This window comes from Dactylosporangium sp. NPDC000555 (genome assembly GCF_040300025.1).
In the GTDB taxonomy this organism is placed as follows: domain Bacteria; phylum Actinomycetota; class Actinomycetes; order Mycobacteriales; family Micromonosporaceae; genus Dactylosporangium.
This window is the reverse complement of sequence record NZ_JBEPDB010000104.1, coordinates 1-25,434: the sequence shown is the minus strand read 5'-3', so window position 1 is coordinate 25,434 and position 25,434 is coordinate 1. Positions and strand designations below refer to the sequence as shown.

The 25,434-nt window shown below is 73.0% G+C and carries 7 protein-coding genes and 2 pseudogenes; 3 read left to right on the top strand and 6 right to left on the bottom strand.

Annotated features, from left to right (window positions below):
- Positions 1-91: 91 nt before the first annotated feature.
- Both ABT297_RS38060 and ABT297_RS38055 read right to left on the bottom strand, forming a co-directional pair.
- On the bottom strand, positions 92-2,638 hold the full coding sequence (locus tag ABT297_RS38060) for an FtsX-like permease family protein (RefSeq protein ID WP_350557433.1): 2,547 nt from the start codon (positions 2,636-2,638) through the stop codon (positions 92-94).
- Entirely contained in the window at positions 2,625-3,302 is a 678-nt protein-coding gene (locus ABT297_RS38055) for an ABC transporter ATP-binding protein (RefSeq protein ID WP_502885710.1), read from the bottom strand. The genes ABT297_RS38060 and ABT297_RS38055 overlap by 14 nt, the downstream gene beginning before the upstream one ends.
- Before the next feature lie 323 nt (positions 3,303-3,625).
- Between ABT297_RS38055 and ABT297_RS38050 the strand changes: the two genes are divergently transcribed.
- From ABT297_RS38050 to ABT297_RS38040, 3 genes are all read left to right on the top strand, one after another.
- Positions 3,626-4,576 (top strand): ABC transporter ATP-binding protein, encoded by a 951-nt coding sequence (locus ABT297_RS38050; protein WP_350557432.1) that lies wholly within the window; start codon positions 3,626-3,628, stop codon positions 4,574-4,576.
- 22 nt (positions 4,577-4,598) lie between these two features.
- The gene (locus ABT297_RS38045) at positions 4,599-5,333 is read left to right on the top strand and encodes an ABC transporter permease (protein ID WP_350557431.1); all 735 of its coding nucleotides are present in this window, start codon (positions 4,599-4,601) and stop codon (positions 5,331-5,333) included.
- Between the two features lie 180 nt (positions 5,334-5,513).
- Positions 5,514-6,191: a TetR/AcrR family transcriptional regulator gene (locus ABT297_RS38040; protein ID WP_350557430.1), complete on the top strand. Its 678-nt coding sequence runs from the start codon at positions 5,514-5,516 to the stop codon at positions 6,189-6,191.
- Between the two features lie 58 nt (positions 6,192-6,249).
- Here ABT297_RS38040 and ABT297_RS38035 read toward each other — a convergent pair whose 3' ends face one another.
- The 4 genes and pseudogenes from ABT297_RS38035 to ABT297_RS38020 form a co-directional block, all read right to left on the bottom strand.
- A complete protein-coding gene (locus ABT297_RS38035) occupies positions 6,250-7,005 on the bottom strand; it encodes a thioesterase II family protein (RefSeq protein WP_350557429.1) in 756 nt (251 codons plus the stop codon).
- 695 nt (positions 7,006-7,700) lie between these two features.
- A pseudogene (locus ABT297_RS38030) lies at positions 7,701-9,278 on the bottom strand (type I polyketide synthase); the annotation flags it as partial.
- Positions 9,279-9,295: 17 nt separating this feature from the next.
- Positions 9,296-20,299: pseudogene (locus tag ABT297_RS38025) on the bottom strand (type I polyketide synthase); the annotation flags it as partial.
- Between the two features lie 50 nt (positions 20,300-20,349).
- Positions 20,350-25,434 (bottom strand): SDR family NAD(P)-dependent oxidoreductase (locus ABT297_RS38020; protein ID WP_350557426.1); only part of this gene is annotated, 5,085 nt, incomplete at its 5' end.

Here is a 25,434-nt window from a genome sequence, read left to right as displayed (position 1 = left end):
CCGCTCGCCACACACCACCAACCCACCGCGGCCAAACGACAACGGTGGCCGATCGGACCCGCCGATCAGACCACCGTTTAACACCAGCCACCTAGTCGGCGGCCAGGTCGTCGACCGGCCGTCCGGCGACCGCGCTCCGTCCGGCGCTCAGCGCCGTCACGACGGTGAGCACGAGAGCACCGGCCACGACGGCGGCGGCGGTGAGGACCGGACCGGTCGGCATCAGGCTTCCGGTCATAGCGCGGCTCAGCGGGACGAGTGTGGTCAGGGACACCACGGTGCCGAGTACCAGACCCACGGTGGTGGCTAGCACGGCCTCCACGGCCACCATCAGCAGCACGTTGCGCCCGTCGGCGCCGACCAGACGCTGCAGGGCGAACTCCCGGCGGCGGCGCAGCGTCTCGGTCGCCAGCGTGTTGACCACCGCGATCACCGTGTATGCCGCGATCAGACCGAGCAACAGGTAGTTGACCGCACTGCCGCGGCGCAGTTGCTCCTCGAGCTGGGCGGTCAGAGCGGACCGATCGGCCACCACCACTCCGGGCTCGGCCGCGGTCACCTCGCGCAGCTTCCGCTCCAGGGCGTCCTTGTCGGCGTCCGGTGCGGCCGCGACCAGGATGGTGTCCGGCCGTCCCGTCAGGGTGTGCGCCGCCGCCACGTCCACGGGCAGCAGGATGCTGTCGGCGCCGGCTGCTGCCTCGAACAGGGCCACCACCTGCAGGCTGAGGTCGGCGCCGTCGTCCATCGTGAGACGTAACGTGCCGCCGAGGTGCAGCCCGAGCCGGTCGGCGTGCCGCTCGGTCAGGGCGACGGTGGAGCCCTGCAGGGCGGTCAGTGAACCGGCCGACGGCGGGGCCATCACCGCGGCAGCGTGGGCGCCCTCGATTCCGGTGACGATGTAGCCGTCGTCCTGCTGCGACTTGTCCTGCGGCTCCCGTACCCACCCGACGGTGTTGACCGTTTCCGCGGCCCCGCGGACATCGGTGACCGCCCGGACCCGGTCGGCCAGCCCGGACGTGGTGGCCGCGGTGGCCGAGGTCAGCACGAAATCGGCCACGGTGCTGCGGGCATGTGCGCGTATCGTCGAATCGTCTACCGTGGTCTGCAAGTAGTAGTTGCTCAGGATGAAACTGCTGGCAAGCATGATCGGGGTGACCACGGCGGCGAACCGGACGGGGGACGCCTTCGCGTTGCGCACAGCCATCCGGCCCGCGAAGCCGGCCACCGCCCGGGCCGCCGGTCCAACCAACCGCAGCACGCCCTGAGCCAGTGGCGGGCCGAGCAGCGCTACGGTTACCGCCCAGAGCAGGAAGGTCGGGCCGGCGGTCGCCGCGATGAATTGACCCTCCATCACCGTCATCGTGACGATCATCAGGGTCACACCGCCGCCGGCGGACAGCAGCGCGATCAGCAACCGCGGCCAGCTGAACCAACGGCGGGGCACGGCCGTGTCTGCGAGGTCGTGCAGAGGCGCCGACCGGACGATGCGGCGGGCGCCGACGAGCGCCGCGACGGCGGCCGTCACGACACCGATGCCCAGGGCGATCAGGACGGTGATCCAGCTCTGCCGGTACTCGATCTGTGCCGGGGCGAAGCCGAGTCCGGTCAGCGCCCGCAGCAGCCAGCGGCCGAGGGCCGAACCGATCAGGCAGCCGAGGATCCCCGCCACAATGGCCACCGTGAGGGTCTCGCCGAGCAGCAGGCGCCGGACCTGCTGGGGTGCGGCGCCGAGCGCCCGGAGCAGGGCGAGCTCGCCGCGGCGGTTCTGCAGCAGCACCCCGGTCATGGCGGTGACCAGGAACATGACGATCATCGCGGCCATCGCGCCGATGACCGAGCCGAGCGCCACCAGGTCCGATGCGCCGACGACGACCTGCGCCGATTCCGCGCGGCCGCGGTCGTCGCCGGTGAGCACCTCGACGGGGGTGCCCTTCAGCGCGGTGCGTACGTCGTCGGCGACCCGCTCCGGATCGGCGCCCTCGGCGAGCAGCACGCCGACCGCGGTGATCGGCGCCGGCCCGACGAAGGCGGCCAGGTCGGCGCCGGAGAAGAACACCGGTGCCATGGCGCCGTCGGCCCCGCCGGCCAGCCCGGCGACGGTGAAGTCGCGGGTGACACCGCGTGCCTGCAACGTGATCTGCGAGCCAGGCTGGACGCCCAGTTCGTCGGCGGTCCTCTCGTCGACGACCACGCCGCCCGGCTCCGGTTCGGTCCCGGCGACGATGCGGTACGGCGCCAGTTCGGCCGTGCGCCAGTCCAGTGCCACCGCCGAGGGCAGCACGACGTCGCGGCCTCGGATCACCGCGGCGGGGACGGTGACGACCTCGACGGCGCGGGCGACACCGGCGACCGTGGACAGCCGCCCGGCCACGTCCGGGGGAACCGGAACCGGCTGGCCGACGCTGACGGTCTTGGTGTTGTACTCGCCGTCGCCGGGAGGGGCGATCTGGATGCCGCGGTCACCGACCACCACGACCGGCGCGGCCGCGTAGCGCTGCGGGGTCGCGGCAGCGCGGATGCCGGTCTCGGCGAGCCCGGCGCACGCCTGGACCAGCGCGACACCGAAGAGGATCGCGACGAAGGCGCCGATGAACGCCAGGCGGTGATGCCGCAGCATGCGCCGGCTAACGCGCCACATTGGAGCCACCTCCGTGAACCGCGTCGATCTGCTGGGTCGAGCCGGTGATCCGGTCCACCGACGGGTTCGCCAGCGATCCGGCCAGCTTGCCGTCGCGCAGGAAGACGGCCCGGTCCGCGTACGCCGCCGCGCTCGGATCGTGGGTGACCATGATGACGGTCCGGCCGTGCCGATCGACCGCCTCCCGCAGCAGCCGCAGCACGTCCGCGGCCGACTGGCTGTCGAGTGCGCCGGTCGGCTCGTCGGCGAAGATGACGGCGGGCCGGGTGAACATGGCACGGGCGATGGCGACGCGCTGCTGCTGACCGCCGGAGAGCTGCGCCGGCCGGTGGTCGGCACGTTCGGTCATGCCCACCGCGGCGATCACCTCGTCGACGTGGCGCCGATCGATCCGCTCACCGTTGAGCTCGCCCGGCAGGGTGATGTTCTGCCGGGCGGTCAGCGCGGGCAGCAGGTTGTAGGCCTGGAAGATGAAGCCGATCCGCCGCCGGCGCACCGCGGCCAGTCTGCGCTCGTCGAGATCGTGGATGGCCTGACCGTCGAGGAAGATCTCACCGGCGTCGGGGCGGTCGAGACCGGCCGCGCAGTGCAGCAGGGTGCTCTTGCCGGATCCGGAGGGGCCCATCACTGCGGTGAAGGAACCCCTCGCGAAGGAAGTCGTCACGTTGTCCAGTGCGGTGACAGTGCCTGGGCCGCGTCCGTACGAGCGGCGCACGGAGGTCAAAGCTAGCACGACGTCGGCGTCGGCTCGTGGCCTCAACAGGGTTCCTTTCGCTAATTCCCGGCCTGGCTGGGAGGCCTCGGAAGTATTTTCGATCCTTGTCGGGCCGTGCTCACCCCGCCCGTGAATCTGACCGGACCGGAAAGCAGGGGCTGGTCGTTCGGTGTCCGTGGCTATTCCGGGCCGCTTGACTTCCAAAATTTCTACGGCGTAGAGTAGCACGCGGAGTGCGGCGGAGTCGATCCGCGAAGTTCGGATGCCGAGGGGTGACCACGGTGCTGGAGATCGAGGGTGTAAGTAAAAAGTATGGGGACCACGAGGTCCTTATCGGCGTCGACCTCGTCGTGCGGCCGGGTCAGATTCTGGGCCTGCTCGGAGCCAACGGCGCGGGAAAGACGACACTTGTTTCCATTGCCGCAGGTCTACGGACCGCTGATGCCGGCAAAGTGCGGATCGCCGGTGTCGACGCCGTGAGTAATCCCCGTGAGGCGCAGGCCCACATGGGCATCGCCCCGCAGGAGCTGGGTATCTATCCCACCCTCACGGTGGCCGACAACCTGGGACTGTTCGCCCGCCTCGCCGGGATGAAAGGCGCAGCGGTGCGCCAGCGTGTGGAGCAGGTCGCCGAGCTGCTCGGGCTCACCGAGAAGCTGAAGAAGCAGGCGGTGACGCTGTCCGGTGGGCAGAAGCGGCGCCTGCACACCGGAATGGCCATCCTGCACCGGCCCGACGTGCTGTTCCTCGACGAGCCGACGGTCGGCGCCGACGTCCAGTCGCGGGCCGGCATCCTCGGTGTGGTCCGTGAGCTGGCCCAACAGGGCAGCGCGGTGGTCTACACCACGCACTACATGACCGAGCTGGAGCAGCTGGACGCGGACATCGCGGTGCTGCACCAAGGCCGGATCGTGGAGAGCGGCACGATCGACGAGTTGGTCGCCCGGCATTCTGCCACCAAGGTGGTGCTCCAGTTCGACAGCCCGGCACCGCGCCTCGCCGCCGGCGACTGGACGGTCGAGGGCAACACGCTGGTCTCTCACGCGGCGGCCGCCGACCTCGGCGCGTCGTTGGTCGGTGCGCTGACCGGTCTCGGCCCGGCCGCGGCCGACCTGACCGGCGTGGAGTTGCGCCGGGCGAGCTTGGAGAGTGCCTTCGTCGCCATCACCGGCGGCGCCATCGAGGCGCACGGAGAGGAGCTGAAGGATGTTGTCCCGGCGTAGTCTCGTGATCGCGCGGGCGGGAATGAAGCTGGTGCTGACCGACCCGGCGCCGATGATCACCACGATCGTCATGCCGTTGTTGCTCGGTGCATTCCTGATTCCCAATGCCAAGGCGACGCTCATTCAGCGTGGCTGGCCACATGCGACCGGAAGTGAGCACGTCATTCCCGGCATGGCGGTGCTCTTTGCATTCTTCGGCATTACCATGATCGGCACGCTGTTCTTCCGGGAGCACGCCTGGGGGACGTGGGATCGCTTGCGGGCCAGCTCGGCCAGCTCGCTCGACCTGATGGTCGGCAAGCTCGCACCGCTGTATCTCTGCTACCTGATCCAGATGGCACTGCTGTTCACGCTCGGTCACTTCATCTTCGGCTACGAGCCGACCGGGTCGCTGATCGCCCTGGGAGTGGTGCTGGTCGTGCTGACCACGGTGCTGGTCTGCTTCGGCGCGATGCTCGTCGCGGTCTTCGCCACGATGGACCAGGCGCTCACTGTGGGGAGTGTGGCGGGCATGGTGATGGCCGGCATCGGCGGCGCGCTCGCCCCGGCCAGCACCCTGCCGCACTGGATCCAGCCGATCGCCAAGCTGGTCCCGCCGTATTGGGCGCTGGAGGCCCTTGAGAAGATAACTTTGCAGAGTGCGAAATTGCGCGATGTTGCCATGAACATCGTAGTTCTGCTCGGATTTGCGGCCCTGTTCGCGATTGTCGCCTTGCTGCGATTCCGCGCCGGTGACCAGAAGGTCGGAACCACGTGACGCTGCACTGAGACGCGGTCACTCAGAGCCGCCCCGGCCCGGGAACCCCGACCCGGGCCGGGGCCTATTGCCGATCCATTATCGGATCGGCTCCCTGGCGTAGTAAGGTTCCACTATGGTGAATAAAATCGAGAGGTATCCCCACCGTCCGATCCGCGTTGGCCGAAACGGCGACGGATCATGACGCCGACGAGCCGGCGGGGATCGCAATCCGACGTGTCACCGAGGCGTTCACTGAGCCGTGAAACAATCGTTTCAGCTGCGTTGGAGATTCTTGACTCGGACGGCTTGAGTTCATTATCCATGCGTAAGCTCGGGGCCGTTCTCGGCGTAGATCCGATGAGCGTTTACTACTATCTGCCCAATAAGGCGGCATTGTACGACGGCGTCGTCGACGCGATCCTGCGTGAGCTCGGCTGGGAGCTGAGCCAACTTGAACCGCACGCCGAGACCACCGAACGGCTCGCCGCCTTGCTGCGGACCTATCGGCAAGTCCTCAAACGGCATCCGCACGCACTGCCGGTCGTCTCTACCCGCCCGGTCCGCAGTCCACACGCGCTGGTCGCGTTCGACCGGATCCTGTCGACCTTCATCGACGCCGGCTTCGACCTGCGCGGCGCCGTCATCGCGATGACCACCGCGGTCGAGTTCACCATCGGGCACGTCACGGCCGAAGCCGCCGAACCGTACGGTGGAGAGACGCCGTACTCGGCGGAGGCGCTGGAAGGCCTCGACTCGGTCATTCCCGTGGTGTTCCAGGCCTGGCAGGTGGAGGTGGAATCCGACGAGCTGTTCGAGGCGGGCCTGATCGCACTGCTGGAGGGCTTGCAACGGCGATACCTGCCGGCGACCGGCTGAACCGACGCGAGAGCGGCCGGACCCTGATCAAGTCTGGCCGCTCTCGCGTACCAGCGGGTCAGTGGGCGGCGAGGGCTCCGGAGATCCGCTCGGACAGCACGCCGATCACCTGGCCGGCGTGGTCGAGCAGGTAGAAGTGCCCGCCACGGAAGCTGACCAGCTCGTACCCGCCGGTGGTGTGTTGCGCCCAGGCCTCGGCCTCGGCGCGGGTCACGTGCGGGTCGGTGTCCCCGGTCAGCACCACGATCGGGCAGCGCAGCGCCGGGCCGCCCCGATGCCGGTACGTCTCGATGGCCCGGTAGTCCGCCCGCACCACCGGAAGGAACATCTGCACTAGCTCGTCATCGTCGAAGACGGTCGGCTCGGTGCCCTCCAGCCGCTTGAGCTCCTCGATCAGCTCACGGTCGGCGAGCCGGTGCACCGCCTCGTCGCGGGTGGCCGACGGTGCGCGCCGGCCGGAGACGAACAGGCCGAGCAGGTCCACCCCGTCGGCCTCCAACAGGGCGGCAACCTCGAACCCGATCGCGGCGCCCATGCTGTGCCCGAACAGCGCCGTCGGTCGGTCGAGCAGCGCCCGGATCTCCCCGGCGATCAGCTCGGCCATCTGCTGAACCGACGGGACGAAACCCTCGCGGCGCCGGTCCTGCCGGCCGGGATACTGGATGGCCAGGACATCGGTGCCGGGCGCCAAGGCCCGGGCCACCGGCAGGTAGAAGGTGGCGCTGCCACCGGCGTGCGGCAGACATACGAGTTGTGCCGGCGCGTCGGGGGCCGGCTGGAAGTTACGGATCCATGGACTGGCGACTGTTCTCATACGATGCCTCGTCAGTGAGTGTCGGGGTCAGACGGTCACAGGGTGGGGGTCCAGCCGACGATGGCCGGGGCGGCGTCGCCGGCGTACCAGAACGGCACGTCGAGACCGGCGTCGGACATCGCGTACAGCAGCATCGCGGTGTTCTGCACCGCACCCTCACCGCCGGGTACGGCGAGCACGCCGGCGACCGGCCGGGCCTGATCGGCTGCCTCGCGCAGCCGTGCCGCCAGGACCTCACGGCTCAGCGCCGGGTCGAAGCGGACGCGGGTCGACACGATGCCGTGCCGATCCAGCAGCGTCGGCAGATCCGCCGGCGACGGCGCACCGTCGCGGGTGACGACCAGCCACTTCCCGCCCGGGACCGGCCGGTCGGCATCGACCGGAGCCCAGTTCACGGTCACGCCCGCCACCGGGTCGGCGTGATCAGGTTCGGTGGCGGCGTCGTCCAGCAGCCACAACCGCTCCCGCTGGAAGGCGTACGTCGGCAGGTCGACGCGCCGCCCGCCCCGGCCGGCGAACCAGGCCGCCCAGTCCACCTCGCCGCCGTGGATGTGCGCCTCGGCGAGTTCCCGCAGCCCGACGGTGGCCGGTGCGGCGGCTGTCCCGCCACGGGTGGCGCCGATGAGCACGCAGGGCCTCTGCTCGCCGGCCGCGACGGCCCGCAGCCCGTCGAGCAGTTCGGCCCGGCCGGTACCCAGTATCACCGCGCGATGGCTGTGCCGGGCCCGGGTGACGGCCAGCGAGTAGGCGACGTCGGCGACGTCGACATCGGCACCGTCCAGGAAGGTCAGCAGCCGGGCGGCCTGGGCCCGCAGCGCCGCCTCGCCCACCCCGGAGATCAACCACGGCAGCGCGGTACCGGCTGGCCGGGTACCGCCGGCCTCGGCGAGTACCGGGGCCTCTTCCAGGACGACGTGGGCGTTGGTGCCGCTGAAACCGAACGACGAGACCGCGCCACGCCGGGGCCGATCGGTCCGCGGCCACGGCCGGCTCTGCGACAGCAGCCGTACCGTGCCCGGCGACCAGTCGACGTGCGGGGTGGCCTCGTCGGCGTGCAGCGTCCGCGGCAGAATCTCGTTGCGCAGCGCCTGGATCATCTTAAGGACACCGCCGATGCCGGCCGCGGCTTGAGTGTGGCCGACGTTCGACTTGAGCGATCCCAGCCACAGCGGCCGCCCGGGATCACGGTCCCGGCCGTAGGAGGCCAGCAACGCCCGCGCCTCGATCGGGTCACCCAGCGGCGTTCCGGTGCCGTGCGCCTCCACGGCGTCGACCTCGTCCCCGGTGATCCGGGCATCGGCGAGCGCGGCCCGGATCACCTCCTCCTGGGCCTGCCGGTTGGGTGCGGTCAGCCCGTTGGACGGTCCGTCCTGGTTGACCGCACTGCCGCGGATCACGGCCAGGACCGGCTGCCCGGCCGTCACCGCGTCGGACAGCCGGCGCAGCACCACCAGCCCGGCGCCCTCGGCGAAGGCGGTGCCGTCGGCCTCCGCCCCGAACGCCTTGCACCGGGCCGACCAGGACAGCCCCCGCTGCCGGCTGAACTCCTGGAAGATGCCGGGCGTCGCCATCACGGTGGCGCCGCCGGCCAGCGCGGTGTCGCACTCGCCGCGGCGCAGCGACTGCACCGCCAGGTGCAGGGCCACCAGCGAGGACGAACATGCCGTGTCGACGGTGAGCGCCGGGCCCCGCAGGCCGAGCAGGTAGGCGATCCGGCCGGACGCGACGCTGGTGGAGATGCCGGTTCCCAGATAGCCCTCCAGCTCCACCGGGATGTGCCGCAGCCGGGTCAGATAGTCCTGGTGCACCACACCGGCGAACACCCCGGTACGGGACTCGCGCATCGTGTGCGGGTCGATCCCGGCGTGTTCGAAGGCTTCCCACGCGCATTCCAGCAGCACCCGCTGCTGCGGATCCATGGCCATGGCCTCACGCGGGCTGATCCCGAAGAACGTCGGGTCGAAGCCGGCGGCGTCCGCCAGGAAACCACCCTCGCTGACGTACGACGTGCCCGGCGCCTCCGGATCGGACCCGGCCAGCGCCGTCAGGTCCCAGCCACGGTCCTGCGGGAACGGGCTGATCGCGTCCACCTCGTCGATGACCAGCCGCCAGAGCTCGGCCGGCGAGCCGGCCCCGGGCAGCCGGCAGGCGGCCCCGAGCACCGCGACCGGTTCGTGCGCGCGCTCGGTCAGATCGCGCAGCTGTTCGCGGGTCTGGTGCAGCTCCGCCGTCACCCGCCGCAGGAAGTCCCGCAGCTTATCCTCGTTGGACATGGGATCGTCTCCCCCTGTCAGATCTTGAGCTCGCGCTCGATGAAGTCGAAGATCTCGTCGTCGCTGGCCTCGGCGAGCCGTCCCGCCGTGCGGTCGGCGCCGGTGGCGGTACCGCCGATTCGGGCCAGCAGGTCCCGCAGCCGCCGGCCGACCGCCGAGCGGGCGGCGTCGTCCAGCGTGACCGTGCCCAGCACCGTCTCGACCCGGGCCAGCTCGCCGAGTACTGCCGCCGGTGCGTCCGCCGGCGCGGCGGCCGGCGCGAGTTCGTCGATGACGTGCTGCGACAGCGCATCCAGGGTCGGATACTCGAAAACCGCAGTGGCCGGCAGCCGCAACCCGGTCGCCGCGTTGACCCGGTTGCGGAACTCCACCGCCGACAGCGAGTCGAAACCCAACTCCTTGAGGGCGAGCCCAGCGTCCAGTGCGGTCGGGTCGGTGTGGCCGAGCACCGTGGCCACGTGCCGGCGTAGCAGGTCCAGCACGTGCTCGACCTGGCCGGCCCGGTCGAGCACGGCCAGCCGGCGGCCCAGCGTGACCGACCCGCCGATATCGCCGTCGGCGGCAGTGCGCCGGGCCGGCCGGGCGGCCAGCCCGCTCAGGATCGGCGGCAGCATCCCCGCCTCGGCGCGGGCCCGCAGAGCCGTGGGGGAGAACCGGTTGAGCACGTGCACCGGCCGGCCCCCTGTCAGCGCGTCGTCGAACATGGCCAGGCCCTCCGCGATGGAGAACGGCAGGACACCGCTGCGGGCGACCCGTGCGTGGTCGGTCGCCCGTAGATGCCCGGTCATGCCGTCCGGCAGGTCCCACAGCCCCCAGGCCAGCGAGGTGGCCGGCTCACCTGCGGCATGCCGGTGCTGGGCCAGCGCGTCGAGGTAGGCGTTGGCCGCCGCATAGTTCGCCTGACCGGCATTGCCGAGCGTGCCGGCCGCCGAGGAGAACATCAGGAAGTGGGTGACCGGGTGATTCCTAATCGCGGTGTGCAGGTGCCATGCGCCCTCCGCCTTACCGTGCAGCGCGGTCTGCAGGTGGTGGCCGGTGAGCGCGTCGATGGTGGCGTCGGCCAGCGCGCCCGCCGTGTGCACGACGGTGGTGAGCGGATGAGCCGGGTCCACCGAGGACAGCAGCCGGGTCAGGTCGGCCGGGTCACCGGTGTCGCAGGCGGCCAGGGTGACCCGGGCGCCGAGGCTCTCCAGCCGGGCAGTCAGGTCGGCTGCCTGCGGGTGGTACGGTCCCTGCTGGCTGGCCAGCAGCAGGTGCCGGACGCCGTGCCGGGTGACCAGGTGGTCGACAAGGTGGCCGGCCAGCGTGCCGGTGGCGCCGGTGATCAGGACGGTGCCGTCCGGGTCCAGCGGGGCCGGCAGGGTCAGCACGATCTTGCCGGTGTGCCGGGCCTGCGACAGGTGCCGGAAGGCGGCCGGCGCCTGCCGGATGTCGAAGGCGGTGATCGGTAGCGGGCTGATCACCCCCAGCTCGGCGAGCTGGCACAGATCGGCGAGCATGGCGTGGACGTGGTCAGGTCCCCGGTCGAGGACGTCGAAGGACTGGTAGTGGACTCCCGGGTGGGTGAGGGCGACGGCCTCGGGGTCACGGATGTCGGTCTTGCCCATCTCGACGAAGCGGCCACCGGGATGCAGCAGCCGCAGGGACGCGTCGACGAATTCACCGGCCAGCGAGTTGAGCACGATGTCGACGCCGGTGGAGAACGCCTGCTCGAAGTCGAGCGTGCGCGACGAGGCGATGTGCGCGTCCGGGTAGCCCAGGCGGCGCAGCGTCGCCCACTTGTCGGGGTGGGCGGTGCCGTACACCTGCAGCCCGAGGTGCCGGGCCACCTGGGTGGCGGCCATGCCGACCCCGCCGGCGGCGGCGTGCAGCAGCAGCCGCTCGCCCGGCCGGGCCCGCGCCAGGTCACGCAGCGCGTACAGGGCGGTCAGGAAGGCCGCCGGGGTGGCCGCGGCCTGCGCGAAAGTCCAGCCGTCCGGGATCCGGGCCACCAGCCGGTGGTCGGTCGTGGTGACCGGGCCGATCCCGGCGCTCATCAGGCCCATCACCCGGTCGCCCGGGTTCAGGTCGGTGACACCCGGGCCGACCTCGAGCACCACGCCGGAGGCCTCGATCGCCGCGGCCCAGCCGTCCTGGGCGACCATGCCCAGCGCCAGGACCACATCCCGGAAGTTCACGCCGACGGCACATACCGACAGCCGGACCTGGCCGTCGGTCAGCGGCGCGGTCGCCTGCGGGAACTCGACCAGGGCAAGGTCGTCGAACCCGCCCGCGCCGCCGACCACCAGTTGCCAGTGCTCGGCGCCGGCCGGCGGCACCAGGGCCCGGTCGGCTGTGGCGCGGACCAGCCGCGGGACGAACAGGGCTCCGTCGCGGACGGCGACCTGCGGCTCGCCGGTCCAGACAGCGGCCGGCAGCGCCGCCGCGGCGTCGGCCCAAGCGTCCAGATCGACAAGCGCGAACCGGCCAGGGTGCTCCGATTCGGCGGAGCGGACCAGACCCCACACCGCGGAACAGGCGAGCCCGCTCAGGTGCTCGCCGGGGCGCACCGCGGCGGCGTCGTGCGTGACCACGACCAGCCGTGATCCCTCGAACACCGGGTCCCGCAGCCACTGCTGCAGCAGGCCCAGCACCGGCTCGATCGCGGCACGGGGGTCACCGCCGGGAACCTCCCGCGGCGCGGCGACCAGCACGGCAGGCGGGACCGGCGCCTCCCGCAGCGCGTCCAGGTCGGTCGCCCGTACCGTGGCCGGGCCCAGGTCGTACGGGAAGTCGCCGAGCACGGCGCACAGCGACGGTTCGCCCGTGGCCGCGAACGGCTGCCAGGCGACGGTGTGTTCGGCGTCGTGGTGGCTGGTGCGCGCCAGATCGAGCTGGGTCCGCGACACCGGCCGCAGCGACAGCTCCTCGATCGTGGCCAGTGCGGCGCCGGACGCGTCCGCCAGGCGCAGGCTGACCGCGCCGGGCCCGGCCGGGCGCAGCTCCACCCGCAGCGCGGAGGCGCCGGCGGCGTGCAGCGTCACCCCGGACCAGGCGAACGGCAGGACGATTCCGTCACCGGCGGCGGCCGCCGCCGGGCTGAGGGCCACGCCCTGCAGTGCCGCATCGAGCAGCGCCGGGTGGATGCCGTATCCGTCCGGCTCCCCGGCGGACAGCACCACCTCGGTGTAGACGCGGTCGTCGCGCTGCCACGCCGCGCGCAGCCCGCGGAACGCCGGCCCGTAGTCCAGGCCGATGTCGGCCAGCCGTGCGTACAGGTCGTCCAGCGGGATCGGCTCGGCGGCCGGCGGGGGCCACGCGTCCAGGGTGAACTCGGCCGCCGGGGCGGCATCGTCGACCACGCCTTCGGCGTGACAGACCCACGGGCGTCCCGGCGTACGGGAGTGGATGCTCACCGGCCGGGCCCCGTCCGCCCCGGCGCCACCCAGCACGACCTGCACCTGCGCCGCCTCGCCGGTGAGGATCAGCGGCGCTTGCAGGGTCAATTCCCGCAGGTGACCGCAGCCGGTCTGATCTCCAGCCCGCACGGCCAGTTCGGTCAGGACCGCACCGGGCAGCAGCACGCTTCCGTGCACGGCGTGGTCGGCCAGCCACGGTTGGGTCCGGGTGGACAGGCTTGCGGTCAGTACCGTCGCGTCCCCGTTGGCGATCGCCACCGCCGCGCCCAGCAGCGGATGCGACACCGCCTCCAGGCCCAGCTCACCGGCGTCGGTGGCCTCCGCAGGGGCCTCCAGCCAGTAGCGTTGCCGCTGGAACGGGTAGGTGGGCAGCTCTACCGGCCGGCCGGTGCCGGGCAGGGAGGCGGTGAAGTCGGCCGGCGCGCCCCGGGTGAACAGCTCCGCCGCCCCGGTCACCACCCGGGCCAGACCGCCTTCGTCGCGGCGCAGCGTCCCGGTGCACGCCGCGTCGGTGATCCCGGCGTCCTCCAGGGTGTCCTGCAGCCCGGTCAGCAGCACCGGATGCGGGCTCGACTCGACGAAGACGCGGTAACCGTCCTCGGCCAGGCGGCGCACCGTCTTCTCGAACTCGACGGGCTGCCGCAGGTTGGTGAACCAGTAGCCGGCGTCCAGGCCGGCGGTGTCGATCGGGTCGCCGGTGACGGTGGAGTAGAAGGCGATCGGTGAGGTCCGCGGTTCGATGCCGGCCAGTGCCTCGGCGAGCCGCTCGCGGATGGCGTCGACGTGCGGGCCGTGCGAGGCGTAGTCGACCGGCACGGTCCGGGCCCGGATGCCCTCGGCATCACACGCCGCCACGAATTCGGCGATCGCGTCGGCGTCACCGGACAGCACGGTGGCGCGCGGGCCGTTGACGACGGCCACGTTCAGCTTGCCCGGCCACGCCGACAGCCGGTCGCGGACGTCGGCGACCGGCAGCACCACCGACGCCATCGCGCCGCGACCGGTGATCGCGGTCAGTGCTTGGCTGCGCAACGCCACCACCCGGGCGGCGTCGTCGAGCGACAGCGCTCCGGCGATGTGGGCCGCCGCGATCTCGCCCTGCGAGTGCCCGACGACCGCGTCCGGGCGGATCCCGAACGTTTCCCAGAGCCGGGCCAGCGCCACCATGACGGCGAACAGCACCGGCTGCACCACCTCGGCCGCCGCCAGCTCCGGCGTGCCCGGCTCGCCGCGCAGGATCGCGGTCAGCGACCAGGGAACGTACGGGTGCAGCGCCTGCTCGCAGTCGTCGACGGCGTCGGCAAACACCGGGCTGGTGTCGAGCAGATCGCGGGCCATCGCCGGCCATTGCGAGCCCTGGCCGGGGAAGACCAGCACCGTGCGTCCGGCCGGGGCGGCGGCGCCGAGGATCACGTCGGCCGACGGCCGCTGCCCGGCGAGCGCGTTGAGGGCGTCGCCGAGGCGGCCGTGGTCGCCGGCGAGCAGCACCGCCCGGTGCCGCAGCCGGGCCCGGCCGAAATACAGCGCGTAGGCCAGGTCCGGCAGCACGGTCGCCGGGCTTAGACGGGCACGCAGCAGCGTGGCCTGCTCCCGCAGCGCCGGTTCGGAGGCCGCGGACAGCAGAATTGGCCAGACCGGCGCGGCGGGCGGTGCGGCGGGCGCCGCCTCGACCGGGGCCGGCGGTTCCTCGAGGATGACGTGCGCGTTGGTGCCGCTGATGCCGAACGAGGAGACCGCGCTGCGCCGGGGCCGGTCCGTGCGCGGCCAGGGCAGGTTTTCGCCCAGTAGCCTGATTGTGCCGGACGACCAGTCGATGTGCGGGCTCGGGACGTTGGCGTGCAGGGTGCGGGGCAAGGTGCCGTGACGCATTGCCATGATCATTTTGATGACGCCGCCGACGCCGGCGGCGGCCTGCGCGTGGCCGATGTTCGACTTGAGCGAGCCGAGCCAGAGCGGCTGCTGCGGGTCACGGTCGCGGCCGTACGTGGCGAACAGCGCCTGCGCCTCGATCGGGTCGCCTAGCGCCGTTCCGGTGCCGTGCGCCTCCACCGCGTCCACGTCACCGGCGGCCAGACCGGCGTCGCTCAGCGCCTGCCGGATGACACGCTGCTGAGCCGGCCCGTTCGGTGCGGACAGCCCGTTGGAGGCCCCGTCCTGGTTGACCGCGGTGCCGCGGACCACCGCCAGCACCCGGTGGCCATTGGCGACCGCGTCGGACAGCCGCTCCATCACCAGCATGCCGACGCCTTCGGCCGCCCCGAACCCGTCGGCGTCGGCGCCGAACGCCTTGCACCGCCCGTCCGGGGCCAGCGCACGCTGCCGGCTGAACTCCAGAAACATGCTGGGAGTCGCCATCACTACGACCGCTCCGGCCAGCGCCATCGTGCACTCGCCGGCGCGCAGCGCCCGCGCCGCCAGATGCATCGCCACCAGCGACGACGAACAGGCCGTGTCGATGGTCAGCGCCGGGCCCTCCAGCCCGAAGGTGTACGCCACCCGGCCGGAACTCACACTCGCGGTGTTGCCCATCATCAGGTGACCCTCGAACCCGTCGGGCGCGTGCCGCAGCCGGGCGAGGTAATCCTGGTAGCTCATGCCGACGAACACCCCGGTCCGGCTGCCGCGCACCCCGTGCGGGTCGAGGCCGGCCTGCTCCAGTGCCTCCCACGTCGACTCCAGCAGCAGCCGCTGCTGCGGGTCCATCGCGGTGGCCTCCTTCGGGCTGATCCCGAAGAACCCGGCGTCGAAGTGGGCCGGCTCGTCGAGGAAACCACCGCTGACGGTGTACGTGCGGCCGGTCTCGTCCGGGTCGGGGTGGTAGAGGCCGGCGGCGTCCCAGCCACGGTCCACCGGCCACTCGGTGACCGCGTCGGTGCCGGACTCCACCAGCCGCCACAGGTCGTCGGGGCCGCGCACCCCACCGGGGAAGCGGCAGCTCATGCCGACGATCGCGATCGGCTCGTCCAAGGCACCTGAGCCGGCGACCTCGGCCGGCGCGGCCGTCGCCCCGGCGAGTTCGGCACGCAGGAATTCGGCCAGCGCCACCGGGGTCGGGTAGTCGAAGACCAGGGTGGCGGGCAGCTGCAGCCCGGTCAGCCGATTGAGCCGGTTACGCAGCTCCACCCCCATGATCGAGTCGAAGCCGACGTCCTTGAACGGCACGTCGGGGCGTGCCGACCCGGTCGAGGCGTGCCCGAGCACCAGCGCGACCTGGACCTGCACCGCCTCCAGCAGTATCCGCAGCTGGTCGGCCTCCGGCACGGCGGCCAGCTGCGCGGCCAGCGCCGTTCCGGCGCCGGCGGCGGCCGGCTCCTGCGCGGTGCCGCCGGTCCGAGCCTCCGGGATGTCGGCGATCAGCGGCCGGGAGCCGCTCGCGGTGAACGCCGCCCCGAACCGGCGCCAGTCGATGTCGGCCAGGTACAGCGACACCTCGCCGTCCGCGATCGCGTCAGCCATCGCGGCCAGCGCGATCCGCGGCTCCATCGGCGGGATGCCGTGCCGGTGCTGGACCGCGACCGTCTCCGGGTCCTCGGCCACCCCGGAATCGGCCCACGGGCCCCAGCCCAGGCACACCACCGGACGTCCGGCCGTGGCTCGCTGCCGGGCCAGCGCCTCGACGACCGCGTTGCCGCCGGCGTACCCGGCCTGACCGGGCAGGCCCAGCACCGCCGAGAGCGCCGAGAACAGGATCAGATGCTCGTCGACCAGTTCGCTCAGGTGGGCCGCGACCAGTGCACGCCCCCGGTGAGCGGCCGCCAGCGACGCGGCGGTCAGGTCACCGACCGGCGCGTTCGCCCGCACCCCGGCGGCATGCACCACCGTGGTGAGCGGGGCGTCGCCGCCGCGCACCGAGTCCAGTAGGGCGGCCAGCGCGTCGCGGTCCGCGGCGTCGCACGCCACCACCGTGGTGGGGGTGCCCGCCGCGGCGAGCTCGGCGGCCAGCTCCTCGGCGCCCGGTGCCTGCGGGCCGCGCCGCCCGGCCAGGACCAGCCGGGACACTCCCTGTTCGGCGAGCCGGCGCGCCACGTGGGCGCCGAGCCCGCCGGTGCCGCCGACGACCAGCACCGTGCCCGACGGCTGCCACGCCGGGGCGCCGGCGGTCCGCGGGGCTCGCACCAGCCGCGGCACCAGCACGGTGCCGCCGCGTACCGCGAAACGGTCCTCCGCGCCGGTCGCCGTGCCGAGCACCGCGCAGAACCGGTCGAGCGCCGCGTCGTCGAGCTCGCCCGGCAGGTCCACCAGCGCACCGTGCAGCGTCGGCTGCTCGACCGCCGCGACCCCGCCGAGGCCCCAGACCGCGGCCTGTCCGGCCGCCGACGCCGTGTCGGTGGAGCCGGTGGACACCGCGTCGCGGGTCACCGTCCACAGCGGTGCGACCGGGCGGTCGATCAGCGCCTGGATCAGCGCCAGCTGCGCGGTGAGCCCGGCCGGCAGGTCCGGGTGCGTGCCGTCCGGCGTCTCGTCCAGCGTCAGCAGCGAGAGCACCCCATCGGCCGGGCCGGCCGCCGCCAGCGACTCACCCACGAGGCCACGCTCCGCGGCCGGCAACGGCACGGTCGTGACCTGGACGCCCCGAGCGGACAGCGCCGCCGCGACCGCCGCGAACGTCGCGCTCTGCCTGGCGTTGTCGGTGACGACGACGAGCCAGTGCCCTCGCACGGCAGTCCCGGCCTGGTGCCGCTGCCACTGCAGCCGGTAGCGCCAGCCCTCGGCGCAGGCCTCGTCCTGGGCCCGCCGCCGCCACGACGACAGCGCGGGGACCACGGCCTCCAGCGGAGCGTCCGGCCGGATCGCCAGCTCCCGGGCCACCTCGGCCACGTCGGCACGGGCCACCGAGTCCCAGAACCGCGCGTCCGCGGCCGACTCGGGCGCGGCCGTGCGCTCGGGCGGGGCCAGCCAGTAGCGAGTCCGCTGGAACGGGTAGGTCGGCAGGTCGATACGGCGGGCCGGGCCCACCGCCCGGCCCCAGTCGACGCGGGCGTCCCCGGCCCACGCCTCGGCCAGCGACGTCAGCAGCCGGCGCGGGCCGCCATCGTCACGGCGCAGAGTGCCGACCACGGTGACCTGGCCGACCGCCGGCCCCAGGTCGTCCACGGTGCCCTGGACAGCGGAGGTCAGCACGGGGTGCGGGCTGCACTCGACGAACATGCGGTAGCCGTCGGCGGCCAGCTGCCGTACCGCCCGTTCCAGTTCGACCGGCTGCCGCAGGTTCGTGAACCAGTAGCCGGCGTCCAGCGACGCCCCGTCGATCACGCTGCCGGTCACCGTCGAGCAGAACGCCACGTCGGCCGGCCGCGAGGTGATGCCGGCCAGCACCTCGGCGAGGCGGTCCCGGATGGCGTCGACGTGCGGGCCGTGCGAGGCGTAGTCCACCGGGACGGTGCGGGCGCGCAGACCGTCGCGTTCGCACACCACCATCAGCTCGGCGAGAGCGTCGCCGTCACCGGAGACGACGGTGGCCGCCGGGCCGTTGACGGCCGCGACCCCGATCCGTCCGTCCCAGGCGGAGATCAGCTCGCGGACGTCGGCGGCCGGCACCGCCAGCGAGACCATGCCACCGCGCCCGGCGATCGCCGACAGCGCCTGGCTGCGTAGCGCCACCACCCGGGCGCCGTCCTCCAGCGACAGGGCGCCGGCCACACAGGCGGCGGCGATCTCGCCCTGCGAGTGCCCGACCACGGCGTCCGGCTGTACGCCGTACGACCGCCACGCCTCGGCCAGCGACACCATCATCGCCCACAGCAGCGGCTGCACCACGTCGACCCGGTCCAGGTCCGGTCCGCCCGACGTCCCGCGCAGCACGTCGATCGGCGACCACGGCACGTACGCCTGCAACGCCCGGGAGCATTCGTGCAGCCGGGCCGCGAACGGCTCGCAGCTGTTCAGCAGCCCGACGGCCATGCCGATCCACTGGGAACCCTGGCCGGGGAAGACAAAGACGGTCTTGCCGGCCGGGCCGGTGGTGCCGCGGACCACCGTGGCGCCTGGCAGCCCGGTCCCGGCGACCTCGTCTAGGCCGGCGAGCAGCTCCTCCCGCTGCTCGGCCACCACGACGGCCCGGTAGTCCAGTGCGGCCCGCGACAGCCCCAGCGAGTAGCCCAGGTCGGCCTCGGTGACCGCGGGGTCGGCGAGCAGGGCCCGCACCCGCGCGGCCTGGGCGGCCAGCGCCGGCTCCGAGCGGGCCGACAACGGCACGGCGACCGGCCGCGGCTGCGGGGGGCCGGCCGGTTCCGGTGCGGCGAGCCGGTCGGGGGCCTCCAGTATCACGTGGGCGTTGGTGCCGCTGATCCCGAACGCGGAGATCCCGGCTCGGCGCGGCCGGTCCGCCGCCGTGTCCCACGGCCGGGCCTCGGTCAGTACGCGTACGCCGGAACCGTCCCACTCCACGTGCCGGGTGGGCGTATCGACGTGCAGGGTCCGCGGCAGCAGGCCGTGCTGCATGGCCAGCACCATCTTGATCAGGCCCGCCACCCCGGCGGCGGCCTGGGTGTGGCCCAGGTTGGACTTGACCGATCCCAGCCACAGCGGCCGCGCCGGGTCCCGGTCGCGCCCGTAGGTGGCCAGCAGCGCATTCGCCTCGATGGGGTCACCGAGCCGGGTACCGGTGCCGTGCGCCTCCACAACGTCCACGTCGTGCCCGGTCAGCACGGCGTCGGCGAGGGCCTGCTCGATCGCCTTCTGCTGTGCGGCGCCGCTGGGCGCGGTCAGCCCGTTGGAGGCGCCGTCCTGGTTGAGCGCGGTACCGCGGACCGTCGCGAGAACCGGATGACCCAGCCGGCGGGCGTCGGAGAGCCGTTCCAGCAGCACCACCCCGACACCGTCGGAGAAGCCGGTGCCGTCCGCCGCGTCGGCGAACGCCTTGCACCGGCCGTCCGGGGCCAGCCCCCGTTGGCGGCTCATCTCCAGGAAGATGCCGGGCGTCGACATCACGGTCGCGCCGCCGGCCAGCGCCATCGTGCACTCGCCGCTGCGCAGTGCCCGCACCGCCAGGTGCAGCGCCACCAGCGACGACGAGCAGGCGGTGTCTATCGACACCGCGGGGCCCTCCAGACCGAAGGTGTACGCCACCCGCCCCGACGCCACACTGGGCGTGGTGCCGGTCAGCAGATACCCCTCGAGGTCCTCGGTGGCGTCGCGGGGATCCGTGCCGCCGTACCCCTGGGCGATGACACCGAGGAACACACCGGTACGGCTGCCGCGGACCACGGTCGGGTCCAGTCCCGCCCGCTCGAACACCTCCCACGACGTCTCCAGCAGCAGCCGCTGCTGCGGATCCATGGCCAGCGCCTCCCGAGGGCTGATCCCGAAGAATCCCGCGTCGAAGTCCATCGCGCCGTCGACGAAGCCACCGCGCTGGGTGCAGACCTTCCCCGGCAGGCCGGGCTCCGGGTCGTACATCGCCGCGTTGTCCCAGCCCCGGTCCTCGGGGAAGTCCGACAGCTTGTCGCCGCCCTCGGCCAGCACCTCCCACAGCTGCTCCGGGCTGTCCACGTTGCCGGGGAAGCGGCAGCTCATCGCGACGACGGCGATCGGCTCGTGCGCCCGCTCCTCCTGTTCGGCGAGCAGCCGCCGGGTGCTGCGCAACTCGTTGGTGGCGCGCTTGAGGTATTCCCGAAGGGTCTGTTCGTTGGTGTTGTCCGGCATGGCGGCCGCCCTTCTCGTCGTTTGCGGATTCATTGACCCAGGCCCAGCTCGTTGTCGAGGACGTGGAACAGGTCGTCGTCGCTGACGAGATCGAGGTCGACGGAGTCGGCCGGGTTGTCGCCGGCACCGGACTGGCCGCTGTTCCACTTCCACAGCAGGGCCTGGATGCGTGCCGCGATGCGCTGATGCTGGTCGTCGTCGGTTTCGAGGTCAGCCAGCACTGCCTCGAACCGGTCGAGTTCGGAGAGGACGGTGGCGGCCGGGACGACCGGCTCCGGAGCCACCAGGTCACACAGGTGCCCGGCCAGGGCGTCGACCGTCGGGTGGTCGAAGACCAGGGTGGCGGGCAGCCGCAGCCTGGTCGCCGCGTTCAGCCGGTTGCGCAGCTCCAGCGCGGTGAGCGAGTCGAAGCCCAGCTCCTTGAACGTCCGGTCGCTGTGCACCGGGGTGGCACCGCTGAACCCTAGGACCGCGGCGACACTGTCGCGGACGAGTTCGGCCAGCAGCCCCGTCTGCTCGGTACGGGTCCGGCCGGTGAGCCGGGCCTGCAACGCCGAGGCGCCATCGGCACCGGCCGAATCGGCCACCCGCCGGACCGGCTGCCGGTCCAGCACCCCGAGCAGCGCCGGGGCGTGTTCACGCAGCGCCTGCATGTCGGTACGGGCCGCCACCACCACCGCCCGGTCGGCGGTGATCGCCGCGTCGAACAGGTCCAGGCCCTGCTCGGTGGCCAGCGGCAGGAAACCGCCGCGGCCCATCCGCTGCCGGTCAGTGTCGGACAGATGCCCGGTCATGCCGCTGGCGTCGGCCCACAACCCCCACGCGATCGACGCCGCCGGCAGGCCACGGGCCCGCCGCCGCTGGGCCACGGCGTCGAGGTACGCGTTCGCCGCCGCATAGGCACCCTGTCCGGCGGTGCCCATCGTCCCAGCCGCCGACGAGAACACCACGAAGTGCGTCAGCGGATGGTCGCGGGTCAGCCGGTCCAGGTTGTCCACGCTGTCGGCCTTGGGCCGCAGCGCCGTACCGATCAGATCACCGGTCAACCGGTCGACGGTCGCGTCGGCGAGCACCCCGGCGGTGTGCACCACCGTGGACAGCGGATGCCGCGGGTCGATGCCGTCCAGCAGCCGGCGCAGCGCCTTGGCGTCCCCGGTATCGGCGGCGGCGAGGGTGACGTGTGCCCCGAGACCCTCCAGCTCGGCGGTGAGGGCGGCGGCCGACGGGTGCCGCGGTCCCTGCCGGCTGACGAGCAGCAGGTTACGCACCCCGTGCCGGGTGACCAGGTGCCGCGCGATGTGCCCGCCCAGCGTGCCGGTCGCCCCGGTGACCAGCGCCGTGCCCCGCGTGTCGAACGGGGTCGGCAGGGTGAGCACCACCTTGCCGGTGTGGCGGGCCTGGCTCAGGTACCGGAACGCGGCCGGGGCCTGCCGGATGTCGAAGGCGGTCATCCGCAGCGGGGTGACCACCCCCTGCTCGGCGAGTTCCAGCAGGTCCCGCAGCATGCTATGGACGTAGTCGGGGCCCGGGTCCATCACGTCGAACGCCGCGTAGCGCACCCCCGGGTGGACCGCGGCCACCTCGGCGGCGTCCCGGATGTCGGTCTTGCCCATCTCGATGAATCGGCCACCGTCGCCGAGCAGCCGCAGCGAGGCGTCCACGTAGTCGCCCGCCAAACTGTTGAGCACCACGTCGACACCGCCGGCGAACGCCTGCTCGAAGTCCAGGGTGCGCGAGGAGGCGATGTGCGTGGCAGGATAGCCCATGGCCCGCAGCGTGTCCCACTTCGCCGGGCTCGCCGTGGCGTACACCTCCAGGCCGTAGTGCCGCGCCAGCTGGGTGGCCGCCATCCCGACGCCGCCGGTGGCGGCGTGGATCAGCAGCCGCTCACCGGACCGCACCCGGGCCAGGTCGCGCAGTCCGTACAGGGCGGTCAGGAACACCACCGGCGCCCCGGCCGCCTCGGCGAACGTCCAGCTCGCCGGCTTGGGCGCCAGCAGCCGGCTGTCGGCCACCGACACCGGCCCGATCCGGCCGATCAGCCCCATCACCTCGTCGCCGGGGCGCAGCCCGGTGACACCTGGGCCGACTTCCAGGACCACCCCGGCGCCCTCGGACGCGGCCGGCCGGCCGTCGTCGACGACCATGCCCAGCGTGATCAGGATGTCCCGGAAGTTCAGGCCCGCGGCGCGGACCGCCAGGCGTACCTGGCCCTCGGCCAGCGGGGCGTTCGCCTCCGGGCACGGGACCAGCGCGAGCCGGTCCAGGCTGCCCTTCACCGACGCGTCCAGCTGCCACGGCTCGTCACCGTCCGGGACCGGCAGCCCGGCCAGGTCGGCGGCCCGCCGCAACCGGGGCACCAGCACCGTGTCCGCGCGCAGCGCCATCTGCGACTCCCCCGACGCGACCGCCGCCGCCATGGCACTCAGCGACGCGTCACGCCCGTCCACGTCGAGCAGCACGAACCGGCCCGGATGTTCGGTCTGCGCCGACCGGACCAGACCCCAGACCGCGGCCGCGGCCGGGTCGGCCACCTCCTCGCCGGGGTGGGTGGCCAGCGCCCCACGGGTAACCACGACCAGTCGCCGGTCGGCCAGCCGCTCGTCGTCGATCCACGCCTGCAGCAGTGCCAGCACCCGCTCCAGCGCCTCGCGCACCGGCTCGCCGGACACCACCGTGAGCACCGCGCCCGCGGCGTCCCCGTGCGCGACCGTGTCGTCGACCGAGGTGGCCTGGCGGACCTGCGGCCACAGGTCGGCCAGGCCCAGCGGGTCGCCGCCGAGCAGGGTCGGCGCCGCACCCGGCTCGGCGGCCTCCAGGACGCCGGGCGTGGGCGCCCAGTCGAGGGCGAGCAGGTCGTCGGCGGCCGGCTCGGCGACTTGGGCCGGGCGCATCGGCCGCACCGCCAGCGCATCCACCCGCAACACCGCAGCCCCGGCGGCGTCCACGACGTCCAGCGTGTACGCGTCCTCGCCGGCCGGGGAGATGCGGGCCCGGACCCGGCCCGCGCCGACCGCGCTGAGCGTCACCCCGGACCAGGAGAACGGCAGCCGCGTCTCGGCGCCGTCCGCGCTGAACGCCAGCCCGTGCAGGACCGCGTCGAGCAGCGCCGGATGGATGCCGAAGTCGCCGGCACCGGCCGCGTCGGGCAGCTCCGCCTCGACGTAGACGTCCGCGCCGCCGCGGCGGACCGCCCGCAGCCCCTGGAACGCCGGACCGTACTGCAGCCCCAGCCCGGCTAGGGCCGGATAGGCGTCGCTTACCGGCATGTCGACGGTGTGATCCGGCGGCCACACCCAGCCGGCCGCGGTGGCCTCCGGCCGGGCCGCGACCATGGTCGCCACCGCGTGTCGCCGCCACGGTGCGTCGCCCGCCTGCCCGTAGACCTCCAAATGGCGACGGCCCTGCTCGTCCGGCTCGGCGAGCAGCACCTGCAGCGCCACCACCGCACCGTCCGGCACCACCAGGGGCGCGTCGATGATCAGTTCCTCGATGGTGCCGCAGCCGACGTGATCACCGGCCCGGACCGCGAGATCCACAAACGCGGCGCCCGGCAGCAGCACACTGCCGAAGACCGCGTGGTCGGCGAGCCACTTCTGCGACCGGGCCGACAGCTGCCCGGTGAAGAGGACACCCTGCCCGTCGGCGCGTTCCACCACACCGGTGAGCAGCGGGTGCGGGCCGTCGCCGGCCGCGGCGGTCCCGGTGGCGGCCGGCATCCAGTAGCCGGCGTGCTCGAAGGCGTACGTCGGCAGCTGCGTCAACGGCGCCGCGGGCAGCACCCTGCCCCAGTCGACCCGGCCGCCGCCGGTGTGTAGCTCGGCCACGGAGGTGAGCATGCGGCGCAACCCGCCGTCGTCGCGGCGCAGGGATCCGACCACGACCCGGTCGGCCCCGGACGCCTCCACGACCTGCTGCATCCCGCCGGTCAGCACCGGGTGGGCGCTGCACTCGACGAACACGCCGTACCCGTCGGTGAGCAGCCGTTCCACGGTCGCCCCGAAGCGGACCGTCTGCCGCAGGTTGCGCATCCAGTAGTCGGCGCTCAGCCCGGCGGTGTCCACCCGCTCCGCTTCGACGGTGGAGTAGAACGCGATCGGCGCGGTCCGCGGCTGGATGCCGTCGAGCAGTCGCAGCACCTCGTCGCGGATGGCGTCGACGTGCGCAGAGTGCGACGCGTAGTCCACCGGGATGATCCGGGCCCGGACCCCATCGGCCTCGTACGCGGCGACCAGCTCCGCCAGCTCGACGGCCGACCCGGAGAGCACCGTCACCGACGGCCCGTTGACCGCGGCGATGCTCACGTCCGTGCCGGCGATGCGCTCGCGTACCCGATCGGCGGGCAGCGGCACCGAGGCCATGCCGCCCGGACCGGTGATGGCCCGCAGCGCCTGGCTGCGCAGGGCGACCACGCGGGCGCCGTCGCCGATGGTGAGCGCACCGGCCACGACCGCCGCGGCGATCTCTCCCTGGGAGTGACCGATCACGGCGTCGGGCCGCACACTCCAGGACTCCCACACCGCGGCCAGCGACACCATCACCGACCACAGCGCCGGCTGGATCACATCGACACGGTCGAGGTCGGCGGCTGCTTCGCTTCCGCTCAGCGTGGCGACCAGATCCCAGTCGACGTACGCCGACAGCGCCGCCGCGCATTCGTGGATGCGTTCCCGGAACACCGGCGATTCGGCCATCAGCGCCCGGGCCATACCGGTCCACTGCGAGCCCTGTCCGGGGAACACGAACACGGTCGGTCCGGGCCGGCCAGCCGTACCGGTGACCACGCCGGGCCCCGCCATGCCGGCGGCCAGCGCGGTCAGTGCCTGGCGCAGCTCGCCGTGGCCTTCGGCGACCAGCACCGCCCGCTGGTCGAAACGTGCCCGGCCGGTCAGCGACCGCGCCACCGATGCCAGCGGGACCGTCGGGTGGTCCGCGAGGAACCCGGCCAGCCGGTCCGCCTGGCGGTGCAAGGCCGTCTCCGAGCGGGCGCTGAGAACGAAGGCGAGCGGCTGCTCGACCGGCTCGGCGGTGGGGGTGTTGGTGTTGGTGGTGGGTGGTTCTTCGAGGATGAGGTGGGCGTTGGTGCCGCTGATGCCGAAGGAGGAGATGCCGGC

Excerpts from the sequence above, each read along its gene's own strand:
- ABT297_RS38060 (WP_350557433.1), bottom strand. The coding sequence starts at position 2,638 with ATGTGGCGCGTTAGCCGGCGCATGCTGCGGCATCACCGCCTGGCGTTC.
- ABT297_RS38045 (WP_350557431.1), top strand. The coding sequence starts at position 4,599 with ATGAAGCTGGTGCTGACCGACCCGGCGCCGATGATCACCACGATCGTC.
- ABT297_RS38040 (WP_350557430.1), top strand. The coding sequence starts at position 5,514 with ATGACGCCGACGAGCCGGCGGGGATCGCAATCCGACGTGTCACCGAGG.
- ABT297_RS38035 (WP_350557429.1), bottom strand. The coding sequence starts at position 7,005 with ATGAGAACAGTCGCCAGTCCATGGATCCGTAACTTCCAGCCGGCCCCC.